General features: G+C 44.4%; 2 protein-coding genes. Both read left to right on the top strand.

Annotation, left to right across the window (positions count from 1 at the left end):
• Nucleotides 1-491: co-chaperone DjlA (gene djlA, locus A3756_RS19660; RefSeq protein WP_304438911.1), on the top strand; the 491-nt coding region annotated here is incomplete at its 5' end.
• Nucleotides 448-804: response regulator (locus A3756_RS19655; RefSeq protein WP_231875584.1), on the top strand; the 357-nt coding region annotated here is incomplete at its 3' end. The genes djlA and A3756_RS19655, both read left to right, overlap by 44 nt.

Here is an 804-nt window from a genome sequence, read left to right as displayed (position 1 = left end):
AAGATTTTGATTATATCGCTGCCATGGATGACTTAAAGAGAGTCTGCGGCCGTCGTACCAATCTCCTTAGAATGTTTATGGAGATACAGCTAACCACCGCGCTTGCCGACGGAGAATTACACCCAAATGAACACCAGCTGCTTCTTGAAGTAGCCGAACACCTTGGTTTCCAGAAACGAAATTTTGAACAACTACTGGCAATGATGACAGCTCAGCACCGGTTTACCGGCTTTGAGCACGATACGTCAGGCCATGTTAGCGAAGAACAAATGATCAGTGCTGCCTATGAAACTCTAGGCGTACAGAGCAATTGCAGTGATGCTGAACTAAAGAAAGCCTATCGTAGACTGATTAGTCAACATCACCCGGATAAACTTGTTTCGAAAGGCTTGCCAGAAGAAATGATGAAAATAGCCACCGAAAAAACTCGGGAAATAAAAGACGCTTATGAGCGAATTAAGAAATTCAGAGCCCAAGCAAGCAGAGGTTAAGATGCGCGTACTCGTAATTGAAGATGATAAAGATGTAGCGGCTTATTTAGTCAATGGCCTCAAGGAAAACGATAACGTTGTAGATCATTCTGCCGACGGTAAAGAAGGTTTATTAATGGCAGCCAGTGAAAGCTATGATGTTATGATTATCGACCGCATGTTGCCTGGAATGGATGGTCTATCCATTATTAAAACGATCCGCGCAACCGGTAACCAAACACCTGTACTGATCCTTAGTGCACTAGGCGACGTAGATGATCGTGTTGAAGGTTTACGCGGTGGTGGTGACGATTATCTGACCAAGCCTTTCTCC

The organism is Oleiphilus sp. HI0086, assembly GCF_001635225.1.
This window is presented reverse-complemented; position numbering and strand designations above follow the sequence as displayed.